The organism is Bacillus licheniformis DSM 13 = ATCC 14580 (assembly GCF_000011645.1).
GTDB classification, from domain to species: Bacteria; Bacillota; Bacilli; order Bacillales; family Bacillaceae; genus Bacillus; species Bacillus licheniformis.
Window position 1 is genome coordinate 405067 of sequence record NC_006270.3, and the last position, 21077, is coordinate 426143.

Annotated in this window: 22 protein-coding genes; 13 read left to right on the forward strand and 9 right to left on the reverse strand. The window is 47.0% G+C overall.

The genetic code is table 11. The annotated features are described in order from the left end of the window. Positions 1–35 precede the first annotated feature (35 nt). Entirely contained in the window at positions 36–947 is a 912-nt protein-coding gene (locus TRNA_RS23505) for a DMT family transporter (protein WP_003178840.1), read from the reverse strand. A 135-nt stretch (positions 948–1082) separates the two neighbouring features. Here TRNA_RS23505 and TRNA_RS23510 point away from each other — a divergent pair, with 135 nt between their 5' ends. Beyond that, positions 1083–2432, forward strand: coding sequence for a PLP-dependent aminotransferase family protein (locus TRNA_RS23510; protein WP_003178841.1), 1350 nt, complete (start codon positions 1083–1085; stop codon positions 2430–2432). A gap of 11 nt (positions 2433–2443) precedes the next feature. On the opposite strand, the gene TRNA_RS23515 is transcribed toward TRNA_RS23510, so the two are convergent. Beyond that, a complete protein-coding gene (locus TRNA_RS23515; protein ID WP_003178843.1) occupies positions 2444–3124 on the reverse strand; it encodes a 4'-phosphopantetheinyl transferase family protein in 681 nt (226 codons plus the stop codon). Positions 3125–3193: 69 nt separating this feature from the next. Between TRNA_RS23515 and TRNA_RS23520 the strand changes: the two genes are divergently transcribed. The 3 genes from TRNA_RS23520 (at position 3194) to TRNA_RS44240 (ending at position 4996) form a co-directional block, all read left to right on the forward strand. Further along, positions 3194–4009, forward strand: coding sequence for an alpha/beta hydrolase (locus TRNA_RS23520; protein WP_003178844.1), 816 nt, complete (start codon positions 3194–3196; stop codon positions 4007–4009). 410 nt (positions 4010–4419) lie between these two features. Beyond that, entirely contained in the window at positions 4420–4638 is a 219-nt protein-coding gene (locus TRNA_RS44235; protein WP_254001790.1) for a GyrI-like domain-containing protein, read from the forward strand. Continuing rightward, positions 4589–4996: a GyrI-like domain-containing protein gene (locus TRNA_RS44240; RefSeq protein WP_074788389.1), complete on the forward strand. Its 408-nt coding sequence runs from the start codon at positions 4589–4591 to the stop codon at positions 4994–4996. Before TRNA_RS44235 ends, TRNA_RS44240 begins: the two co-directional genes overlap by 50 nt. On the opposite strand, the gene TRNA_RS23530 is transcribed toward TRNA_RS44240, so the two are convergent. Beyond that, positions 4922–5584: a YczE/YyaS/YitT family protein gene (locus TRNA_RS23530; protein WP_003178846.1), complete on the reverse strand. Its 663-nt coding sequence runs from the start codon at positions 5582–5584 to the stop codon at positions 4922–4924. The two genes, TRNA_RS44240 and TRNA_RS23530, sit on opposite strands and share 75 nt — an antisense overlap. A 255-nt stretch (positions 5585–5839) precedes the next feature. Between TRNA_RS23530 and TRNA_RS23535 the strand changes: the two genes are divergently transcribed. Genes TRNA_RS23535 through TRNA_RS43800 form a run of 4 tightly spaced genes read left to right on the forward strand, consistent with a single transcriptional unit; the run spans position 5840 to position 8398 of the window. Continuing rightward, positions 5840–6370: a hypothetical protein gene (locus TRNA_RS23535; RefSeq protein WP_003178848.1), complete on the forward strand. Its 531-nt coding sequence runs from the start codon at positions 5840–5842 to the stop codon at positions 6368–6370. Between the two features lie 26 nt (positions 6371–6396). Further along, positions 6397–7326 carry an ABC transporter ATP-binding protein gene (locus TRNA_RS23540; protein ID WP_003178850.1) on the forward strand — a complete coding sequence of 310 codons (930 nt, stop codon included), beginning with the start codon at positions 6397–6399 and terminating at the stop codon, positions 7324–7326. Continuing rightward, positions 7307–8206: an ABC transporter permease subunit gene (locus TRNA_RS23545; protein ID WP_011197538.1), complete on the forward strand. Its 900-nt coding sequence runs from the start codon at positions 7307–7309 to the stop codon at positions 8204–8206. The genes TRNA_RS23540 and TRNA_RS23545 overlap by 20 nt, the downstream gene beginning before the upstream one ends. A gap of 12 nt (positions 8207–8218) precedes the next feature. After that, positions 8219–8398: a hypothetical protein gene (locus tag TRNA_RS43800; protein ID WP_009330211.1), complete on the forward strand. Its 180-nt coding sequence runs from the start codon at positions 8219–8221 to the stop codon at positions 8396–8398. Positions 8399–8438: 40 nt separating this feature from the next. Here TRNA_RS43800 and TRNA_RS23550 read toward each other — a convergent pair whose 3' ends face one another. Next, positions 8439–8621 carry a hypothetical protein gene (locus TRNA_RS23550; RefSeq protein WP_003178857.1) on the reverse strand — a complete coding sequence of 61 codons (183 nt, stop codon included), beginning with the start codon at positions 8619–8621 and terminating at the stop codon, positions 8439–8441. Positions 8622–8902: 281 nt separating this feature from the next. On the opposite strand from TRNA_RS23550, the gene TRNA_RS23555 reads away from it, so the two are divergent. Continuing rightward, a complete protein-coding gene (locus TRNA_RS23555; RefSeq protein ID WP_003178859.1) occupies positions 8903–10564 on the forward strand; it encodes a pyridoxal phosphate-dependent decarboxylase family protein in 1662 nt (553 codons plus the stop codon). A 14-nt stretch (positions 10565–10578) separates the two neighbouring features. Further along, the gene (locus TRNA_RS23560; RefSeq protein WP_003178861.1) at positions 10579–12303 is read left to right on the forward strand and encodes a methyl-accepting chemotaxis protein; all 1725 of its coding nucleotides are present in this window, start codon (positions 10579–10581) and stop codon (positions 12301–12303) included. Positions 12304–12341: 38 nt separating this feature from the next. On the opposite strand, the gene TRNA_RS23565 is transcribed toward TRNA_RS23560, so the two are convergent. From TRNA_RS23565 to TRNA_RS23580, 4 genes are all read right to left on the reverse strand, one after another. Next, complete coding sequence (locus TRNA_RS23565) at positions 12342–13085, reverse strand: amino acid ABC transporter ATP-binding protein (protein ID WP_003178866.1); 744 nt, start codon at positions 13083–13085, stop codon at positions 12342–12344. Positions 13086–13100: 15 nt separating this feature from the next. Beyond that, on the reverse strand, positions 13101–13805 hold the full coding sequence (locus TRNA_RS23570; RefSeq protein ID WP_003178869.1) for an amino acid ABC transporter permease: 705 nt from the start codon (positions 13803–13805) through the stop codon (positions 13101–13103). After that, on the reverse strand, positions 13792–14598 hold the full coding sequence (gene tcyA / locus TRNA_RS23575) for a cystine ABC transporter substrate-binding lipoprotein TcyA (RefSeq protein ID WP_009330207.1): 807 nt from the start codon (positions 14596–14598) through the stop codon (positions 13792–13794). The genes TRNA_RS23570 and tcyA overlap by 14 nt, the downstream gene beginning before the upstream one ends. A 128-nt stretch (positions 14599–14726) precedes the next feature. Next, positions 14727–16139 carry a sigma-54 interaction domain-containing protein gene (locus TRNA_RS23580; protein ID WP_003178873.1) on the reverse strand — a complete coding sequence of 471 codons (1413 nt, stop codon included), beginning with the start codon at positions 16137–16139 and terminating at the stop codon, positions 14727–14729. Positions 16140–16380: 241 nt separating this feature from the next. On the opposite strand from TRNA_RS23580, the gene TRNA_RS23585 reads away from it, so the two are divergent. The 3 genes from TRNA_RS23585 (at position 16381) to rocF (ending at position 20086) form a co-directional block, all read left to right on the forward strand. Continuing rightward, positions 16381–17583 (forward strand): ornithine--oxo-acid transaminase, encoded by a 1203-nt coding sequence (locus TRNA_RS23585; protein ID WP_003178876.1) that lies wholly within the window; start codon positions 16381–16383, stop codon positions 17581–17583. Between the two features lie 213 nt (positions 17584–17796). Then, the gene (locus TRNA_RS23590; RefSeq protein WP_009330205.1) at positions 17797–19200 is read left to right on the forward strand and encodes an amino acid permease; all 1404 of its coding nucleotides are present in this window, start codon (positions 17797–17799) and stop codon (positions 19198–19200) included. Then, positions 19193–20086, forward strand: coding sequence for an arginase (gene rocF, locus TRNA_RS23595; protein WP_003178878.1), 894 nt, complete (start codon positions 19193–19195; stop codon positions 20084–20086). Before TRNA_RS23590 ends, rocF begins: the two co-directional genes overlap by 8 nt. 68 nt (positions 20087–20154) lie before the next feature. Here the strand turns inward: rocF and TRNA_RS23600 are convergent, their stop codons facing one another. Next, positions 20155–21027 carry a LysR family transcriptional regulator gene (locus tag TRNA_RS23600; protein WP_003178879.1) on the reverse strand — a complete coding sequence of 291 codons (873 nt, stop codon included), beginning with the start codon at positions 21025–21027 and terminating at the stop codon, positions 20155–20157. Between the last annotated feature and the right edge of the window lie 50 nt (positions 21028–21077).

The following is a 21077-nucleotide window of genomic DNA, read 5'->3' on the forward strand; positions in this document are numbered from 1 at the left end:
AATCGGTGTGCTGCAGCTGCCGATTTTCCGTTTTTTCAGCTTTTTTTCAGCCGATTTTCCCGCCGAACCATCGTCGCCCCAATAATTCCGGCAATGATCATCCCCGTTCCGGCGAAGTGAAACCATTCGAGTGATTCTCCCAGCCATATAATCCCCGCCAAAATCGTCACCAGTGTCGCCAAGTGATTAAACATGCTGATTTTCGCAGCTTCTATTTTTGACAGTGCATAATTTGATAAAAATGATGTCGCAAACGATGACAACACGCCTAAATACAATACCGAAAGAACAAACACCGGATCAGTGAAGGGGGCAAAAAATCCGCTCAGCGTGCCGTCTGACATATGGCTGATTCCGGCGATGCCGTTGAAAAAAAGAAATCCCGCTCCCGTTGTGACATATGTTAATTCAAGCGAGCTGAAGGTTCGCGTCATCTTTCTGGCGAGCACGCTGTAGCCCGCCGATGAAAGCGCCGAAAGCAAAATCAGCGCCGCCCCTCTTAAATCGGAACTTCCGGTGCCTGCACTTTTCATCATAAAGATGCAGGCCACCCCCGCCGCTGACAAGACGGTAAAAAAGAATTGCCGTTTCGTAAACCGCTCATTTAAAAAATAAGCGGCGAATATCATGGTGAAAATCGGGATCGCCGCTTGAATGATTCCGGCTTCAGACGAAGACGTGTAGACGAGCCCGAAAACTTGAAAAGCAAAAAACATGACAGGGTAAAATAATGCTAAAGGCAGCACTTTCAGTGCGTCTTTTATGCTGATGGCGATCTTCACCCATCCGAGCAGAAGGGGAATAAGCGCAGCCAAAAAAGCGACCGTAAAGCGATGGGCCAGAATGTCGACCGGACTCGCTGCAGTGAGAGCCAATTTGACAAAGAAAAAGGAAAATCCAATGATAAAAGCATAGAGCAAAGCTGCCGCATAAGCAGATTTGTTCAAAGTCGATCATCTCCGTTAAAGTATGCATGCAATACAGATATTTTACCGGCTTCTGTCATCTTATACGGAAGCGAAATCTGATACAATACAAAAAAACGGAATCTGTACCGTTACAGATTGGCGAAGGAGACGAACATGCACAAATATGTCGCACTGATGAACGAATTGGAGGATATGATCGAAGACAAATCCTTTCAGGAAGGGGACAGGCTGCCTTCCATCCGCGCGCTGGCCATACGTTTCAAGGTAAGCAAAAGCACGGTCATCAGGGCGTTGAACGAGCTGGAAAGACGGCACCTCATCTATTCAGTGCCGAAAAGCGGCTATTACGTCGTGAAAAAAACGAATCAGCGGCCCAACTCCGGAAAGGCTGTAATCGATTTCGCAGCATCCGCTCCTGATCCGGATGTTTTTCCATACATCGATTTTCAGCATTGCATCAATAAAGCCATCGATACATACAAAAACGATCTGTTTATTTATGGGACGCCGAAAGGTCTGCCGTCGTTAATCCAAGCCGTTCAGAAAGAGCTCGCAAACAGCCAGGTGTTTGCAAAAGAGGAACACATATTTATTACATCAGGCGTCCAGCAGGCCCTCGCCTTGCTCGCTTCAATGCCTTTTCCAAACCGGAAGCGGAAAGTTCTGATCGAACAGCCGAGCTATCATTTATTGATTAAATACCTTGAAGTTCACGGCATCCCCGCGGTCGGCATCGAGAGAACCGCCGAAGGCATCGATATGGACGAGCTGGAGCGCATCTTTCAAACCGAAGATATCAAATTTTTTTATACGATGCCGAGATTCCACAATCCGCTCGGGACATCCTACACGGAACGGGAAAAAACGGCCATCGTCAAGCTGGCGGAGAAATATGACGTCTATATTGCCGAGGATGATTTTTTAGGAGATTTGGAGAATGATAAAAAGGCGGATCCGTTACATTACTATGACATTTCTTCCCACGTTATTTATTTGAAAAGTTTCTCAAAGATTATTTTTCCGGGTCTGCGGGTCGGAGCCGCCGTGCTGCCCGATTCTCTGACAATTGTGTTCAACCGGTACAAACAGCTGCTCGACATTGACAGTTCCATGCTGTCTCAGGCCGCTTTGGAGATCTATTTGAAGAGCGGGATGTTTGAAAAGCATAAGCAAAAGATCCGTTCTTCCTATCAAAAAAGATCATGCCTTCTGCATGATCTGCTAAAAGAATGTTCCGCGTCTCTAGGGGATGTGTTTGAATTTCATCCTCCCGCACAGCCGGCTATCCACACCCATATTGAATTGGACCGGACGATCCCGGCATCCCGTCTGATTAAAAGCCTACAAAAACGGGACGTCCTGCTCGAACCGGTCAACGCTCATTATATGCCGGCTTTTCCAAAAAGAAATCTATTGAAAATCAATACGTCCAATGTGAAGGAAGAGGACATCCGCAGCGGCATCGAGCGGTTGCGGCAAGCGGTGGAAACCGCTTATTTTTAGGGCGGGACTTTTTAAAGCATTGACAGTTCAGCGCAGCTTTTCATCACAATCCGGCCGGGAAATTCAGGTGCGGCGGAACACACCGCCATTTTATAGCCGGGGTCAATTTCATAGGCTTGTATATAGCAAGGCGGATAGCCGGGGGGAGTTTCCACCGAAGCTCGCCCCTGTTCGTTCAGTTTGACGGAGAAGGAATCAAGCGGCAGAGACAGGCCTTTTCCCGCCTGTTTAATAAAGCTTTCTTTCATCGTCCACAAATGATAGAAATACGACAGGCGTTCTGATTCGTCCTTTTCCATGAGATCATCGTGCTCGGAAGGTGAAAAAAACCGTTTGGCAATGTCGAAATTGATCGGCTTGATCTTTTCGACATCCACTCCGATCGGCTGCGCGCCGGCTCCGCACACGATCCATTTTCCGGAGTGGGAAATGTTGAAATGAAAGTCGTTCAGACCTTCAGCAGCCGGTTTGCCGTACCTTCCTTCTGTAAAACGGATCTGCTCATTCGGCAAATGAAACGTTTCGCTGATGATGTGCCTCGCCAGCACTTCTCCGATCAGCGTCCGGCTGGCATCTTCGGGATATCTGTATCTGCCCACTTTTTTTCGCTTTTCTTCAGACACCATGGCCATCATTCGGTTAAATTGACCGGCTTCCGGCAGCTGATCCATATAAACGGCGTAAATCTTCATCAAACGCAACCTCTTCACATGATATTTTTCTGCTTTCATTTTAGCAAACAGACAGCAGGAAAGATAGGCATGATACTTGTGCAGAATGGAGTAATGAACATGATAGACGGAACATTGATAAAAGATACATGCTTCGGGAGGGAGCTTTTGATCTATCTTCCTCCTTCATACGGGAGCGGTGAAAACCGCTATCCCGTTCTATACGTCCATGACCTGGGAGATTTATTCGATCCGGCATACAGCAACAGTCTGCGCTCAATCGAAAAGCTGTTTTCGAGTCAGGAAGTGCCGGAATTGCTGCTGGTCGGAGTGGCTCCAAAAGACAGGGAAAGCGAATACACGCCTTTTCCCAAGCGGCATTTGCTGCCGAATAAACGGGAGTACGGCGGGAAGGGCAACGAATATGCCGCTTTTTTGGCCAATCGGCTCAAGCCTCATATCGACCGGCACTACCGAACAAATCCGAGCCGTGAACAAACAGGAATCATCGGAAAGTCGTTCGGAGGGTTGATCTCGGTTTACACAGCTTTTCTAGCATCGGAGACCTTTGGAAAAATCGGATCTTTGTCAGGTTCTTTCTGGTTTGAAGGAATAACCGAGTTTATGAAGAATAACCGCTTTGAGAATAAGCATCTGCGCATTTATATGGATGTCGGAAGCACGGAAGGGACAGACAGGGATAATCTGCAGAAAGAGATGATACCGAGGACAAAGGAAGCCTTCAGCCTGTTAACAGAAAGCGCCGCCTCCGAAAAAGAACTGAAATTTGTCATTGATGAAGGTGGCTCACATCGGCTTGAGCGGTTTGCGAAGCGTTTTCCGGAAGCCGTTAAATGGCTGTTTGGCTCCTGTCACAACAGCGCACGGAATGGCAGGAGTTTCTGATTGGCATGAAGTATCGTTGTAAACGAGAGGCGCGGAAGCAATGGACATTCTGAATCGTTTGGCTGAAAAACATCGATTATATTGAAAAGCACTGGATCAGCCGCTGAAACACGAAGACATCGCCAAAATCGCATATTGTTCGAAATTTCATTATCAGCGGATGATCTACATGCTGACGGGTGTCACCTTTGCCGATTACATTCGGAAAAGAAGGCTGACAGCCGCCGCGCAGGAGCTGACTGCAAGTGGTTGATGCTGCTTTTAAATACGGCTACAGCACACCGGAATCATTATCGGGAGGCCTTCAGCCGCCTTCACGGCATCAGCCCTTCACAGGCCCGAGAAAAAGGCGGACGCTCAGGGCATTTCCACGTCTATCCTTTCATATTCAAATAAAGGGAGTGGAGGATATGGATTACAAGATTGTTGAAAAAGAACCGTTTCAGGTGATCGGCAAAGCGTTGGAGGTTACGGTCAAGGATGGTCAAAACAAAAAGGATATTCCGGCTTTTTGGAACGAATTAAATCACAACGGCTTTACCGATTCTTTAAAACCGCACATCGGCCCGCTTGGCTTCCTTGGCGTCTGCATGGATTTTAACGATCAACCCGATACGTTCAATTTTTGAAAAAAATACCGCTTACACGCCTGCCGGCTGTGTCGAAAAAACGATTCCCGCCGCAACTTGGGCCGTCTTTGAGGCCATCGGCCCCGTCAATCCGGCTGGTCAAGCCACATGGGAAAGGATCTTCTCAGAATGTTTTCCGGCGACTGGCTATGAACTGGCGAACGAGCCGCAATTTGAAGCCTATCCTGAGGACGGGGATATTATGGCGCAAGATCATATCACCGAAATTTGGATACCGGTGGTAAGCAGAAATAATCCTGAACTAGAAAAACGGATGAAACGCTCATCCGTTTTTTTTCAGCGACATATGTACAGGCTTGGCAGCTCTGATGCGCCTTCCTGCCATTGCTGCTTTTAAAAGCTGTTTGGACTGCGGCAAAGAAAACCGCAAAATCAGGCCGGTTAAAATGGCGGTTAAAACAGTACCGATGCCGATCGGCCCGCCGAGCAGCCAGCCGATCAATAAAATCGTCAGCTCCATTCCGTTTCGGACCCACTGAACGTTCCAGCCCGTTTTCTCGGAAATCAAAAGCATCAGGGAGTCACGCGGACCCGCACCGAGATCGGCCGATACATAAATGCCGACTCCGTAACCGATAAAAATAACGCCGATCACGAATACGACAGTGCTTGAAATATACGTTTCCGGGTCTGGAAGAATATAAGTAAAGAAATCTATAAAAATACCGATTAACAGCATATTGAGCACGGCGCCGATTTTCGGCCATGCTTTTGTAAATAAGGACGTTAAACCTACGATGACCGCCCCGACAATAATCGCCCATTGGCCGACCGTAAGGCCCAAAAGCATATACAGCCCGTAGTGAAACGCATCCCAAGGACCGATGCCGAGCACTTTCCCTTCAATCGTAAGAGAAACCCCGAAAGACAAAACAATCAATCCGACAAAATAAAAAAGCCAGCGCAAAACAAGTTCCCGCTTCAATGGATTCCCCTCTTTTCAAAAAAACAATCAATTGTCATTGTATCATATTCTTCAGTGGGGTGATATCCAAAAAATGTTTTATTTTGTGTAATACTTGTACCAAACTTTATTAAAATAACAATTGACTAAAAGATATTTCCATTTTATAAAATTAATGTATAATATTTACTAGTAGGTGATCTTTATAGGGATAGTTGCTTAAAAGGTATATAGACTTTAATGGATTTGGGATCATTCTAAAAAAGGAGAGTAAACATGAAGAAACTTTATATTAGTGCTGTCCTGGGTTTATTGTTTGTTTTTGTTGGTGGAACAAAAATACATGCTCAAGAACCACAGAACAATAACGGGGTTTTGGATGAGAATAAATTCATTGATGAAACAGTGTATTCATATACGCAGCCAATTAGCATACAGGATGGTGAAGTAACAACACAAGCGAAAAAATATATCAAAACCGTGTCAGTTAATAGGAGCTATAAAAGTCTTTTAAACATTGTAGTTGCCAGACATTACTCTGATACTACTTTCACTTACGGAAGCGGTAAGTTATATAAGAGTCCCAGAGCTTTAAGTAATGATTGGTGGACACTTCCTCCGAATTTTAAATCAGGAAGCTCTAAAAGCTGGGACTGGTACAATACAGGGAAAGGTGCAACAGGACGTTCTAATTTACAAGTAAGATACACTTGGGGAGTTCCAACACCATGGGGGCCAGTTGGATCTAATTATAGCTCAAGAATAAAGGTTTCATTTAAATCAAATGGCAGTTGGTATACAAATTAAAGCTATATATGAAAGGTGACATACCGATGGGTACAATAGGGATAAACTTTAAAAACATTCAACATCAATATCGTACCAAGGATGTGCTAAGGGGGGTGAGTTTCCATGCCGATCCCTCCTCCATCACGTTCTTGGCAGGCGAGAATGGAGCCGGAAAGACAACTTTGATAAAGGTTGCTCTCGGCTTAATCAGTCCGAAGGCAGGAAATGCGCTGTTCGACGGGCAAAGCGTCGGGGAAATCCGGGAGAAGATCAGCTGCGTGTTTGATGAGCCTCCTGTTTATCCTAATGAAAGTGGTCTTGACAATCTAAAGTTTTTATCAGGTATACACAGCCTTGATCGAAAGTGGAGTCAGGAGGTTTGTGCCATGCTCAAATTGGATGAGGGACTTTTAAAACAAAAAGCAAAAGCGCTATCACTGGGTCAAAGACACCGTTTAGCTGTAGCGGCCGCGTTATTGCGCAAACCTAAATATTTGTTTCTTGATGAGCCGTCAATCGGCCTCGACCCACCGTCATGGCAGCTGGTCCAAATCGCTTTAAAACAGATGACTGCCAGGGGATGTGCAATTTTGATTACGGGGCAAAATTATGACGCGATTGAAAATCTCGCTGACAATATAGCGATTTTGCAAAGTGGAAAAATTATCTTCTCCGGTCCTATTGTAAAACTTGTTCAAGCATTTCCCGTATATGTTCGAATTGTAACTGATGACCATCGGGAAATAGCTGTGCAGTTTCCAGAAGCTGAACCTGATTCTTCCGGAATATACCGCATCGTTTGCGAATCAGGTGAACAGGCCCGCGCCGTGATTGATCAGGTGAGGAGAAGCACCCTGAATTTTCAAGAGCTATCGACTGAAAAAGCGTCAATGGGGAAAATGGTGACAGATATTTACAAGGATGGATTTCAGTCGGAAAAGAGAGGGTTAACGTATGAATCCGTTCAAAATTGAAACGAATCAATTGAAGAATAGCATGCTTGTGAGGGTTTGTATCGCGTTATTATTTTGTTGCTTTATCTGGGGGCTTCTCACTTTATATCAAAGCGCTGAAGGCGAGGAACGCAGACAGGAAAAGATTCACCAATCCGTCATTGATGAAGTGAAAAAGAATGGGGCGGAGGAAGAGCTTGAAAACGGCGGATTGGAGATTGAAAAAAATGATGATATAGCGCGTAGTATGTACATAGGACTTCATCCAAGTGTTACTCCTAATCTGTTTTTATTAATCCTCGCGAACATTGGGCCAATTGTTTTTATTATAATCGGATCTCACCTTGTCGGAAGCGAATACCATCAGGGGACTGTGAAAATGAAAGCCGCTCACATCGGATGGAGAAAAGCGGTTTCTGGAAAACTATGCGCACTGTTAAGTCTGGTTATTGTTATGGTTATTGCAGCTTTATTGCTTGGACTGGCAGGCGGTTGGCTGGCTTGGACGTTCGCCACGGCACATTCAGACTTAGCCGCTTCTCTTGAAGTGAATGCAGCTGTCTCCTATCCGATATTAATTTTGTTTTTAATGATCGGATTGACATTTTACAGTGTTCTAGGAATGACTGTCACGCTGTTGACGAAAAGCCGGCTGGCGGGTGTGCTGATCAGCTTGGCGATCCCGTATGCTGAGCAAATGATGAGTCTGCCTTTTTTGCCATTGACTGCTTATCAATCCCTCATGGTTCACCATTTTATTTATGTCGACGGAAGCATCATCGGCCAGCCCTATTTGACAGAGCCGATGGGCGAACCGGGCGCTTGGGCTGTTCTTGTATGCTGGCTCTTTGTTGTCATTGCGGTTCAGCAGTTTGCAGCGAAAAAACAGCAGATTTTATGAAAAAAGGGGGGAATGGCGTTGATTTTTTTAGTTAGGCTGATCTGTCTTGCCTTTTTAGCCTGTCTGGCGCTGTTGTTTTATGCACCTTTTCTGGCGATGCCCGTTTGGATCGCTTTGATCATTGCCTTAATCGTCTGTCTGTATCTTGCCTTTATAGAGGAAATGAAGGAATGGAGAAGACGAAAGCACTAATCCTTTCTTCAGCGTTTTTTCTTGTATAAAAGAACGTTTGCTAAAACGAAATAGATGACGGCCGTCCCGGACACAAACAAAAAAATTCTTTCCACTCTAATGCCGTCATGTATGCGAAGCGGAGGAGTTCGAGATGTTCATCCAAGTAATAAGCCTGGGTATATGCGCCGACTGTCATGCCGATAAAGGCGAATAGACCGACCACATTGAGCACCATTCTCATACTGAATGTCTTTTTCTCTTTTTCTCTTTTTCGTGGTTCATTTTAAAGAAATCCTTTCCAATATGAATTTATTATCATTCTATTGTACGAATACAACGCTTGGATGATTCAAAAACTTCTTAATCTATTGTTAAGAAGTTTTTTTATTTTGGAGAAAATGTAAAAGATAAAACAATTTCATGAACTTTTTGAGCGAAGGCCTAAAAATATAGGAATATTATACCGATATGGCAAGTGAAATCTTTTTCTGAAATATAAAAGACAAGGCAGGAGAGAAAATCATGCAGCAACGCAATACACCGGATGTACAGAGATGGTTTCCGAGCGAGGACGGAAATGAAGCAAAACGAAACGAGTTCCTATCATTGATCGAGCAGCTGATCGAGGGAGTGGACAACCTGAAAAATCCGGATCAGGTCAACCTTGGCGGCGAGAAGAACCGAGAGGGCTTCTTTTATGAAAAGCTGGTTGCAGAGAGTCGGATTCCGCATGAAGGTGCGCCGATGAAAGAGGTTAACGAAGAGCTGTTGAAGCTGTTGCACGGCCATCCGTATCACACCAAATACTTTTTCACGAACATTCTGCCGATGGCCAGCATCCCGGGGATATTAGGCATGCTTACGGCGTTTATGGTCAATGGCAACAACCTGTGGGATGTGTACGGTCCAGCCGGAGCGGAGGCGGAAGTGAAGGTTACAGCGATGATGTCAAAGCTTGCTGGGTATGATGCCGAAACAAGCGGAGGATATACAACGTGGGGAGGACAAGGGGCGGTATACAGCGGCCTCAGAATCGCGATTGCCAAAATGGCTCCGTCATCCCTAAAAGAAGGGGTTCCCGGCAATTTCTATGCGTTTTGTTCTGAAGCGGCTCATTACAGCTTGTATAAGTCGATGGAAGCCGCAGGACTCGGCAGCGATCATTTAATTAAAGTCAAAACAAATCTCGACCATTCCATGGATACGGAAGATTTGCGAGAGAAGCTTAGACAAGTATGCGAAGCCGGGGGCATTCCCGTCTATATCGTAGCCACGACGGGAACGACAGATGCGATCGGCATCGATGATGTGAGCGCTGTCCGCCGTGCGGCTGAAGAAACCGCGAAGAGCTTCGGGCTGCCGGTTCCGCATATCCACGCCGATTCCGCCCTGGGAGGATTTTTTGCCTTTTTTAATGAGTACGATCTGAATGAGAACGCTTTATCCTTCAGTCCCGGTGTCCTCAGCATGATCAAACCGATTCAGGAAAAAATGAGGCATCTGCATGCTGCCGATTCGCTTTGCTTTGATTTTCAGAAGCTCGGGCAGACGCCTTATGTGACGAGCCTGTTTCTTGTGAAGGATCGCAATGACTTAAAACGGATCGATCTGGATCCCGATGAGACGCCGTATGTCGGCCACCGCGGCTATGGGGACTACCATACGGGCTACACGCTGGAATGTTCGCGCATGGCCAGTTCGATCAGTATGTACAGCGCATTGATGGCATTTGGCTATGAAGGCTATCAAAAGCTGCTTGCCCAGTTCCTTGAAGTCAACCTGCATTTTAGGGAACAGCTGTCTCGGCAGATTCCGGAGGCCGATATTGTGAACCCGGACAACTGCGGCATGTCTACGCTGTTTCGCATTTATCCTGAAGGGGCGCCTAGATTTGAAGACGAAATTTCGGGAGCATGCACCATTGAAGAGCTGGAAAGAAACAATGCGCTTACTGAAAAATTATTTGAAAAGCTCGGAACAAAAAGGGACAAGATGTTTTTTGGCGATACGAAAAAACACTTGCTTGTGAAGTCCTGTGAAGGGGTTGAATTACCGCTTTGCGTCAGCAAATTTTTCGTCATTTCTCCGTATACCATGCCTGAACATGTCCCGGGAATTATCGATTATTTAAAAGAAACTATTGAGGAAGTCTTCCGGGAGCATGGGTCTCTCATGACAAATTAAAGGGGATATAGACGATGAAAACGTTGAAGAAAAAGCTAACAGAACACATTTCAGTCAAAATTATGATTGGCGTCGCCTTAGTGCTTTTAATCACGATCGCATCATTTTCAGCCGTGTTTACTTTTATCAGCAAAGACTTGTCAGAGCAGCTGAAACAGCAGTTCCAAAACCGCCTTTATACCGATATTCATCTTGCTGAAAATCAAATCAAACGTCTGGACGGGAATCCGCTTGAGATCGATTCCGCAGACGGTCCGCTTTACAAGCAGACAAAAATGGCTGTGGACAGCCTGAAAAAGAAAAACAAACTTGAGAATATTTATATCCTTTCCAATGAAGGCGGGAAGGAGCGGATTCTCGTGCTGTCGGATACGCCCGATGATTTCGGCACGGATTACAGCTTTTCTCCTGAAATGAAAGAAGCCTTGACGACAAACAAAGAGACGGTAAGCGACGTGTATGAGGACGAATACGGCATCCACCAGTCGATTTTTCTGCCGCTTGAGAACGGCTCAGGAGAAAAGGTGGGAATTTTGGGGATCGACCTTGATGCTTCCGTGATTCCGGAGACAGCGGCAAAAGCGAAATGGTATACAATTGCGATCTCAGCATTTGTCTTGCTGCTCGGAATGGTCATGGCCTATTTTCTCGGTTCTTACATCGCGAAGCCGATCAGGCAGCTGATGAAGGCTTCAGAAAAAATTGCCGACGGCGATCTATCGGCCGACATTTCTGTCAAGAGCCGGGACGAAGCAGGAAAGCTTGCCGAATCGTTCAAGCGGATGAGCGAAAATTTACAACAATTGATTGGACATATTTCAGCTTCCTCTGAAGAGGTATCCAAGACGAGCCTGCAGCTGAAAAATGTATCGGCTGAATCGAGCGAAAGCGCAGCTCAAGTGGCTGAATCGATGAACAGCATGAGCGAGGGAATCAACGAGGTTGTCTCTTCAGTTTCGGATTGTCATACATCGGCTGCCGAAATCGATCAGCAGCTTACACATGTCACAGAAAAAGTGAACGAGATGAAGAACGTTGCCGAGGGCGTCAGCAAGGATTCCAAGACGGGGCAGGAGCTTGTCGAAGAAACATTGCGGCAGACCCAGACGATTAAAAACGTGATGGAAGAGTCAAAACAAGCGGCATCAGAGATGCAAAACCATACAGAAGAAATTGAAAAAGTCATCGGAATGATTTCCTCTATTGCTGAACAGACGAATTTGCTGGCGCTCAATGCTTCCATTGAAGCCGCCCGGGTCGGTGAGGAAGGCCAGGGCTTTGCGGTTGTTGCCGGAGAAGTCAGAAAGCTTTCTGAACGTTCGGCAGATGCCGCTTTATCCGTTTCCCAGCTTGTGGCGGGCACGCAGGAGAGCAGCCGGCTTGTCATGGAACGCATTCAGGAAGGAAACGAAGCGGTTGACAAAGGGCAGATTTTAATCAATGGCACATACGAGAATTTTTCAGGAATTTTTAAAGGAATTTCTCAATTCGCCGAACGCACAGATCAATTGCTTCAGTCCTTGTTAAAAGTCGAAAAATCGTATCAAACCATTTCGTCTGCGATGGAGCAGATTTCCGCCGTTACCGAAGAGCAGGCGGCAGGCTCTGAAGAAGTCGCTGCGGCAGCGGAGCAGCAAAGCGCCGGCATGCAGGAAATCGCATCGGCCATTCAGCAGCTCTCCGCTTTGTCGGAAGAATTGAATCAGGCGGCATCCAAGTTTAAACTGGCCGCTGAATAAAAAGAACAGCCTGATCTCTCTTGATCAGGCTGTTTTGTTTATACAGGATTCAAAATCCGGTTTAAAAACTGTTTTGTTCGTTCTTCCTTAGGGGCTGAGAAAATTTGTTCAGGCGGGCCCTGTTCGACGATGACGCCGCCGTCGATAAAGACGACTTCGTCTGCGACATCCTGCGCGAATTTGATTTCGTGGGTGACGACAACCATCGTCCAGCCCTCATTTGCAAGGTCTTTCATGACTTTCAGCACTTCGCCGACCAGCTCGGGGTCCAGAGCCGATGTGGGCTCGTCAAAAAGCATCAGCTCAGGCTTGATGGCCAGGGCGCGGGCGATCCCGACGCGCTGCTGCTGTCCCCCGGAAAGCTGGAATGGATAGAGATCCATTTTGTCTTCAAGGCCGACCTTTTGCAGAAGCTGAACGGCTTCCTTTTTGACCTCTTCTTTATTGCGCTTTTGCACTTTTACAGGCCCTTCCATCACATTTTCGAGCACGGTGCGGTGCGGGAACAGGTGATAGGCCTGGAATACCATTCCCGACTTTCTCCGCAGGCGGAGGAGGTCAGCAGGTTTATTTTTCTTGGAAAAATCGATGGTGAAATCGTCAAAAGAAAGAATGCCGCGGTTTGGAATTTCCAAAGCGTTCAGGCAGCGAAGCAGCGTCGTTTTGCCGGAACCGGAAGGCCCTAAAATGGCGATCACTTTTCCTTTTTCGATGTTCAGATCGATTTTTTTTAAGATTTCATTTTCGCCGAAGGATTTATTCAGCCCTTTGATCGCAAGCATGGTCTATTTCCCTCCTTACTTGGCCACATACCGGTCCAAACGCCGTTCAATCTGCTGCTGAACAAGCGCGAGAACAAAGCAGATGATCCAATAGATGAATGCGGCTTCCATATAAATGATTAAAATTTGGTCAAGATTGCCGGCCCCGATTTCCTGGGCCTTCCGGAATAATTCAGCAACAAGAATCTGTGACGCAAGCGATGTATCTTTAACCAAGCTGATGAATGTATTGGATAATGGCGGAATTGACACGCGCACAGCCTGCGGCAGGATGACCCTGGTAAGCGCCGTTTTTTGAGTCATTCCAATCGAATAAGCCGCCTCCCACTGTCCTTTCGGAACGGAAAGGATGGAAGCCCTGATGATTTCCGACGCATAAGCGCCGACATTTAATGAAAAGGCAATGATTGCGCTCGGAAACGGGTCGATCGTGACTTGAAACGCTGGAAACAAGTAAAAAATAATGAACAGCTGAACGAGCAGCGGCGTTCCGCGGATCGCTGAGACATAAATGCCGAAAACCGCTCTTAAAATGCGGGATTTGGACATTCTCGCCAGCGCCGTGATCAATGCGATGATCATACCGAATATAAAAGAGAGAATGGCAAGGGGAATCGAGTAATAGATTCCCCTTAAAAAGATCGGCCAAAATGACTCACGCACAAGATCCCACGGGATCGCCTGGCCGATGGCCGCCGCTTGTATATTACTTAGAAACATCTTCGCCAAACCATTTCTTCGCTATTTTCGCGAGTGTGCCATCCTCTTTCATGTCCTTCAGCGCGGAGTTGACCTTGTCAACCAGTTCGCCGCTTCCTTTGCGGAAAGCAAAATGCGTAGTTTGCGGCTCGCCTGTTTCAAAAGCGATTTTCAGGTTTTTGTTTCCTGACGTCTTCAAATAGTTCAGCACCGCCAGTTTATCGTTATAGGTGAGGTCGACACGGCCCTGCTGAATCAGCTGAAACGCTTGAGCCATTCCTTCTACGCCTTCGATTTCAGCGCCGGCGTTTTTCGCAAGGTCATTATAGTTGCTTGTCAAAGACTGCGCGGCTTTTTTCCCTTTGACATCTCCTTCAGACTTTACATCGTTGTTGTCCGCTTTTGTGACAACGACGGCTTGGGAAGTTGTATATGAATCAGAAAAATCGTACTGATCTTCACGGTCTTTTTTCCCGACTTGGTTGGCAACGACGTCAAAACGCTTTGAGTTGAGTCCGGCAAACATGCTGTCCCACTGCGTTTCTTTAAATTCAGCTTTCAGGTTGAGGCGCTTGGCGACTTCCTGCATCACTTCGACATCATAACCTGTTAATTTATCTGTTTTTTTATCGTGGAATGTAAAAGGTTCGTACGTTCCTTCAGTACCGACTGTCAATACGCCTTTATCTTTAATTGAAGACCAGAGGCTGTCGCCGGCTGCGTTTTTATCCTTGGAATTGTCCCCTGACGCGCCGCATGCGGCCATCACGGTGATCAACAGCGTCAATAATACAGCGAATATTGCTTTCTTCATTTTATTCCCCACTTTACTGATTGGATTTAGTTGATATGATTTTACTTAAGGCTCTTACAAAAGTAAAGCATAAACCTTTTTTAGTATGAGTCAAGAAATACGTTTTTAGTGATGAAAGGGAGAGAAGATCATTCTGATTCCTGATCGAAGCGGATCTTCCATTTTTTAAGCCTGTATTGCAGGCTTTGCCTGCTGATCCCCAGCACCCGAGCCGCTTGTGACACATTGTAATTGCATTTTTTAACGGTTTTTTGAATATAATACTTTTCGGCATTCTCGATTTGTTCCTTTAAAGGAGCGGCCGAGGCGGAAGGAAGCGGGGCGAACAGATCATAGCCCTGCTGCGGCAGCTGCTCTTTTGCCGCTGGTTTCGTCCTGTATTGCAATGGAAGGTGCGTCAGCTCGATTTTGTCTTCGTAGGACATCAAATTCATGGCGCCTTCAATTAAATGTTCAAGCTCCCTGACGTTTCCCGGCCAATCGTATGAAAGCAGGAACCGCCGCACCTCTTCTTCAAAACCCTTGACCTCCATTTGGAACAATGCGTTGTATTTGTCGATAAAATGCTGCGTGAGCGGCATAATATCTTCCTTCCGGTCTTTTAATGGAGGAATAAACAAGGTGACGACGCTCAGCCTGTAATACAAATCTTTTCGCAGCCTCTGGCCGCTGACAGCGTCGACTGGATCTTCGTTCATCGTCGCGATGATCCTGACGTCGATCGGAGTATCCTTTGAAGCGCCGATCCGCCTGATCGTTTTTTCTTGAATCGCGCGCAAAAGCTTTGCCTGCAATCTGAAGTCCAAAGAATTGATTTCGTCAAGGAGCAGTGTTCCGCCGTCAGCTTGTTCGAAAAGACCCGGACGATCCACGGCTCCCGTGAATGCGCCTTTGACCGTGCCGAATAATAGGCCTTCGACAAGGCTTTCCGGGAGGGCTGCACAGTTTTGCGAGATGAATGGGCCCGTTGAGCGCTGGCTTCCGTTATGTATACTTTGGGCGAACAGTTCTTTTCCGGTTCCGGTGTCGCCAACGATTAGAATGGAGGAAGAGGTCCGGGTCGCCCGCTTTGCATGTTCAATGACTTCCTTGAACGCCGGACTGACGCCGATCAGGCTGTCAAACGTATACTTTGTGCTTTCTGTTTTGTTCATATTTTCTCTGATCAGGCGTTCAAGCTTTGTGACATCTTTGGCAATCTCGACCGCTCCTTTCGTATTCCCGTTTTCCATAATGGGGAATGTATGATTGACGGTCGTAATTTCCTGTCCTTTGTTATTAAAGTAAGTCTGTTTGACGTTTTTGTTCGTTTTCCCGTGATGCAGCGCCTGCAGGAGGGTGCTGTCATGCTGGCTGGCAAACGTAAACACGTCCAGCACGTTTTTGCCGAGCACATCGCCGACATCCATCCCTTCAATCTGGCTCATCTTTTTGTTATAGACAACAGATGTGCCGTTTTCATCGACGACATGCAAGCCGATATCGATTTCATCTATAATTCCTTGAAAAATAAGTTTCAGAAAATCATAATCCTTCAGCAATTGATATCCCCCTTTGTTCGTATCTGTCTCCATTTTAAGTGAAGACTTGATAAGGGTGCAAAAAAATATGCATTTATTTTTGCACCTTTGCATAAAAACCGCAAAATTTTTTGCGAGTTACACATGCAATGTTCTGAAAATTTGCGGTATTAAGAGTTGGCACGATACTTGCATATAAGATAGTGTGAAACAAAATACGACATCTGGCATGTATGTCCAAAAATAAGAAGGAGGAATCAGAATGACGGTTCTATCAAAGTCCGAGAAAATTATGAAGCAAACCGCACATTTTGGCGCGAATAACTATCATCCTCTGCCGATCGTGATTTCTGAAGCGGAAGGCGCGTGGGTGAAAGATCCGGAAGGCAACCGATACATGGATATGCTGAGCGCTTATTCCGCAGTGAATCAAGGGCACAGGCACCCGAAAATCATCCAGGCGTTAAAAGATCAGGCAGACAAAATCACCCTGACTTCGAGAGCTTTTCACAATGACCAGCTTGGTCCTTTTTATGAAAAGGTCGCTTCATTAACGGGGAAGGACATGGTTCTGCCGATGAACACCGGTGCGGAAGCGGTTGAGTCCGCAGTTAAAGCAGCGCGGCGCTGGGCTTATGATGTAAAAGGCGTTCCGGACAATCAGGCGGAAATTATCGCATGTGAAGGCAATTTTCACGGCCGGACGATGCTGGCTGTGTCGCTATCTTCAGAAGAAGAGTATAAACGCGGTTTCGGACCGATGCTTCCCGGCATCAAGCTGATTCCATACGGGGATCTGGAAGCGCTGAAACAGGCGATCACACCGAATACAGCCGCTTTTTTAATTGAGCCGATTCAAGGTGAAGCGGGAATTGTCATTCCGCCGGAAGGCTTTTTGAAGCAGGCTGCTGAAGTCTGCAAAGAGCGCAATGTCTTGTTTATCGCCGATGAAATACAGTCAGGGCTTGCACGTACAGGGAAAATGTTCGCCTCTGATTGGGAGGACGTCACACCGGATATGTACATTTTAGGTAAAGCGCTCGGAGGCGGCGTGTTCCCGATATCGTGCATTGCAGCAAACCGGGATGTGCTTGGCGTGTTTAATCCGGGCTCACACGGATCGACCTTTGGAGGGAACCCGCTTGCATGCGCCGTATCGATCGCAGCTCTTGAAGTGCTGGAAGACGAGCGGCTCGCTGAACGGTCGCTGGAGCTTGGGGAATACTTTAAAGAAAAGCTCTCGCAAATTGATAATCCTAAAATCAAAGAAGTGCGCGGCAGGGGGCTGTTCATCGGGGTAGAGCTGACCGAGGCGGCGCGTCCGTATTGCGAGCGCCTGAAAGAAGAAGGGCTGCTCTGCAAAGAAACGCATGAGACGGTAATTCGCTTTGCACCTCCTCTTGTCATTTCTCATGAGGATCTGGATTGGGCGATTGAAAAGATTACCCGTGTTTTGTCGAAGTAAAGCGAACGGCTGAACAATAAGGGGATTGTTCAGCCCGTTTTTTCGCTGTCTGTGCGAAGTTTGTCAAAAATTGAAATATCAGGAAAATGTTCAGAAGATTTAAAAAATAGTCTATATGTCATAGGGGGAGCTGACATTAGGGAGAATTGAAACGGAAGGGGTGAAGGCGGTTTGAATCATGAAAACCGTGAACAATATACACTGAAACGAACGATGAAATCCCGCCATTTGTTTATGATCTCGCTTGGCGGCGTCATCGGAACCGGCTTTTTTCTCGGAACAGGTTATACGATTAATGAAGCCGGACCGATCGGCGCGATTCTTTCCTATTTAGCGGGCGGAATGATCATGTATTTTACGATGCTCTGCCTTGGGGAGCTCGCTGTGGCAATGCCGGTTTCAGGCTCTTTTCAGACGTACGCGACAAAATTTATCGGGCCTGCTACAGGGTTTGCCGTCGGCTGGATCTATTGGCTCGGCTGGTCGGTTACTGTTGCTTTGGAATTTTTGTCAGCGGGGCAGCTGATGAAAAGATGGTTTCCCGATGTCGGCGTCTGGATATGGTGCTTGATTTTCGGGCTGCTGCTTTTTTCACTCAATGCTTTATCGGCAAAGGCTTTCGGGGAATCGGAATTTTGGCTGTCCGGCATCAAAATTATCGTCATTCTTCTGTTTATTATTCTCGGCGGAGGCGCGATGTTCGGACTCATCGACTTGAAAGACGGACAGGCTGCACCGTTCTTTTCCAATCTGATTGGAGACGGAATTTTTCCAAACGGATTCGGCGCGATCTTTATCACGATGATCACCGTCAACTTTGCCTTTCAGGGGACGGAGCTGATCGGGATCGCGGCGGGGGAAAGCGAAAATCCGGAAAAAACGGTGCCCCGCTCCATCAAACAGACGGTCTGGCGGACACTGGTGTTTTTCGGCCTGTCCGTATTTGTACTGGCGGGATTGATTCCATGGGAAAAAGCGGGGGTTGTTGAAAGTCCGTTCGTTGTGGTATTTGAACAAATCGGCATTCCGTATGCCGCCGATCTGATGAACTTTGTTATTTTAATTGCTTTGTTATCGGTGGCGAATTCGGGCTTGTACGCATCGACGAGGATGCTTTATTCCCTGGCGAAAGAGGGAATGGCCGCTCAGGCTTTAAGCCGGGTCAATAAAAGAGGTATTCCGATGAATGCGCTTTGGATCACGCTCGGTTTTGCGGGTTTGTCCCTCATCTCAAGCGTAGTCGCAGCAGAAACGCTCTACATTTGGCTTTTGTCTCTAGCCGGTTTAAGCGCGCAAGTCGGCTGGATCACGATTACGGTATCACAGCTGCTATTTCGCAGACGATATGTCAAAGAAGGCGGAAAGGTTGAAGACTTAAAATTTAAAACGCCTCTTTATCCTTATTTGCCGCTGACGGGATTTATTTTAAACAGCGCCGTCCTTGTGAGCCTCGCTTTTGATTCAGAGCAGAGGATGGCATTGTACTGCGGGATTTTATTCATGTCGGCCTGCTACTTTGTTTATCACGTGTTTGTGAAAAAACGCCAGGCTCTTGATCGACAAGAAGCAATGATCTATCAAAACAAAACAAACGATGAGGTGGTTATTGATGAATAAACAAGTTTCTTTGATTGGAATGCCGATGGACTTGGGGCAGGCGCGGCGCGGTGTGGATATGGGACCGAGCGCGATTCGCTACGCTCATATCGTGGAGCGCTTAAACGAGCTGGGCTATGATATCGATGATCTGGGCGATGTGCCGATCAACCGCGATCAGCCAAAAGGAGACGAAGGGCTGAAAAATTTAGTTTCCGTACTGGAAGGAAACCGCAAGCTGGCCGATATCGTCGACAATGTCGTCGAGCAGCGCCGCTTCCCGCTCGTGCTGGGCGGAGACCACAGCATTGCCATCGGGACATTGGCGGGTGTAGCCAAGCATTATCAACAGCTCGGCGTGATTTGGTATGACGCACACGGAGACCTAAATACGCTTGAGACATCGCCGTCAGGCAACATCCACGGCATGCCGCTGGCGGTAAGTCTCGGTGTCGGCCACGAAAAGCTGGTCAACCTCCACGGCTATGCGCCGAAAATCAAACCGGAGCACGTCGTCATCATCGGTGCGCGCTCGCTTGATGAAGGAGAGCGCAAATATATCCGTGAAACCGGCATGAAAGTCTATACCATGCATGAAATTGACAGGCTCGGCATGACGAAGGTAATGGAGGAAACGATCGAGTATTTGTCAGCAAATTGCGACGGCATCCATCTGAGCCTTGATCTGGACGGTCTTGATCCGAGTGACGCTCCGGGAGTCGGCACCCCTGTCGTCGGAGGCATCAGCTACAGGGAAAGCCATTTGGCGATGGAAATGCTCTATGACGCAGATATCATTACATCCGCCGAGTTTGTTGAAGTCAACCCGATACTGGATCATAAAAATAAAACCGGTGAGGCGGCCGTCGAACTGATCGAATCATTGTTAGGGAAGAAACTGCTGTAACCAATGCGAAGGAGAGGGCATCGGCATGATGCCTTCTCTTTTTTTATTGGCGCATTCCCGGGCGCTTATCAAAATAAAGCCAAAAATTCTCTCACAGGCTTCGGCAGAAAACTGCCGGCCCTCCAAACGACAGACGGCTGCAGAATGAACGGATTGTTTTGAATTTCCAATGTCTGAACATGCCGTGCAAAATGCGCCGGCAGCATGGACAGCGGCAGAATCGTCGCTCCGAATCCCGAAGTGACGAGGCTGAGAAGCGTTGTAGAATCATGGCACTCACAAACGACCCTCGGTTCGAGGCCAGATGATTGAAAGTGATGGACGACCTCGTCGTAAATCCCTTTTCCGTGCGACGGCCTGAGCAGAATCAGCGGCAGGCCGGCAATTTCTTTCATTCCGGCTTCTCCTTTTAAGCCATACGACTGATTCCCTGGAAGAACAAGCTTGCATGGAACCTCCGGCAGGCTTTTTGATTCGGTGTTTTTGCTGTGGATAGGCGTTGTCGTGACGGCTGCATCGATCTGCCGGCTTTCCAGGAGCTCGCTTAGCCGTGAAGGCTCACCTTCCCAAATGTTAAACATTAAATTCGGATACATATCTCTGATCTTCGAGACTTTTGAGAGCAGCAGGGCCGCGCAGTAAATCGTCGAGCCGACGGCAAGGGTTCCGTTGACTTCTTCACGCAGCTCCCGCACCTCCAAGATGGAATCCTCAAGCTTGTGCAGGATTTCTTTTGCTCTTTTCAAAAAAACTTCTCCTTCGTAGGTCAACGTCAGGTTTTTCTTTTTGTTCCGGTCAAATAAAACGACTCCGAGCTCCTCTTCCATCTGCTTCAACTGCCTGGAGAGCGGCGGCTGTGCAATATGGAGCCGCTTCGCCGCCGTTGTAATTTTTCCTTCCCGGGCGATTGTAACGAAGTATTTTAACTGGCGAATATCCATTTTCACGGCACTCCTTTTTATACCTTTAGAGTATTATATATAGATTTAAC